Raw genomic sequence first — 990 nt, 5'->3', positions numbered from 1 at the left:
GCGGGCGGGGAGGGTCTCGTAGTCGCGGGCCAGGCGGCGATGGAGCATGAGCCAGCCGTAGGTCCGCTCGACCGCCCAGCGTTTCGGAATCGGGGTGAATCCCCTGGTCCCGGGCTTGCGTTGAGTGATTTGCATGTCGATGCCGAGGGTGGCCGCGTGCTCGACGAGGTGCTGGCGGTAGCCGCCGTCGACCCACACCTTGCGGATGCGGGGATGCTCGGCGGCGACCTGGTCGAGGAGTTGGGTGCCGGCGACGGAGTCCTGCACGCTCGCGGCAGTGACCAGCACCGCGAGGAGAAGGCCGATGGTGTCGGTGACGATGTTCCGCTTCCTGCCCACGATCTTTTTGCCGGCGTCGATGCCCTGGCCGGAGGCGTGAACGCTGGTGGAGGTCTTGACGCTCTGGGCGTCGATCACACAGGCGGACGGCTCGGCATCCCGTCCTTCCTTCTGCCGCAACAGCCGCCGGAGCAGGCCGTTGAGCTGGGCGAACACGCCTTCCTGCTGCCACTTCGTGAAGTAGCCGTAGACCGTGTTCCAGTGCGGGAAGTCATGCGGGAGACAGCGCCACTGGACGCCGGTCCGGTCCACATACAAGATCGCGTCCATGATGTCGCGCAGGTCGTGCTCGGGCGGCCGGCCGAAGTCCAGGGCCCTGCCACGGCGCTCGAAACGCCAGGCCGCCAGCACCGGCTCGATCAACTCCCAGCGGGCATCGGACAGATCACTCGGATACGGGCAACGCTTCGGCATGCTCGTGATGTATCGCCGCGGACCGAGTGCGCCCAGGCGCACAGCAACGCCAGCAGAAGCACGCAGGGCTTCGAAGGCCCGGCATCCTGGGATGAAACAGTCACTAGCTATATCCCACCCCACACGACACATCACCCGACCCTCATGCCCCAACCGCAGCGGGTACCTCTTCCGTACCGCACCCCTGCACGACAAGAAGCAGACTATTTGCGGACGAGACAGATGAAAACGACCTCT

The 990-nt window shown here is 65.9% G+C and carries 1 protein-coding gene; it reads right to left on the bottom strand.

Annotated elements, in window-relative coordinates; translation table 11 throughout:
* The coding region (locus ACFPIH_RS56305) for an IS5 family transposase (RefSeq protein WP_381188148.1) at positions 1–753 on the bottom strand (753 nt) is incomplete at its 3' end.
* Between the last annotated feature and the right edge of the window lie 237 nt (positions 754–990).

This window comes from Streptomyces vulcanius (assembly GCF_042653945.1).
Classification (GTDB): Bacteria; Actinomycetota; Actinomycetes; order Streptomycetales; family Streptomycetaceae; genus Streptomyces; species Streptomyces mangrovi.
Note: the sequence above shows the minus strand (reverse complement) of the source record. Positions and strands in the feature narration are given on the sequence as shown.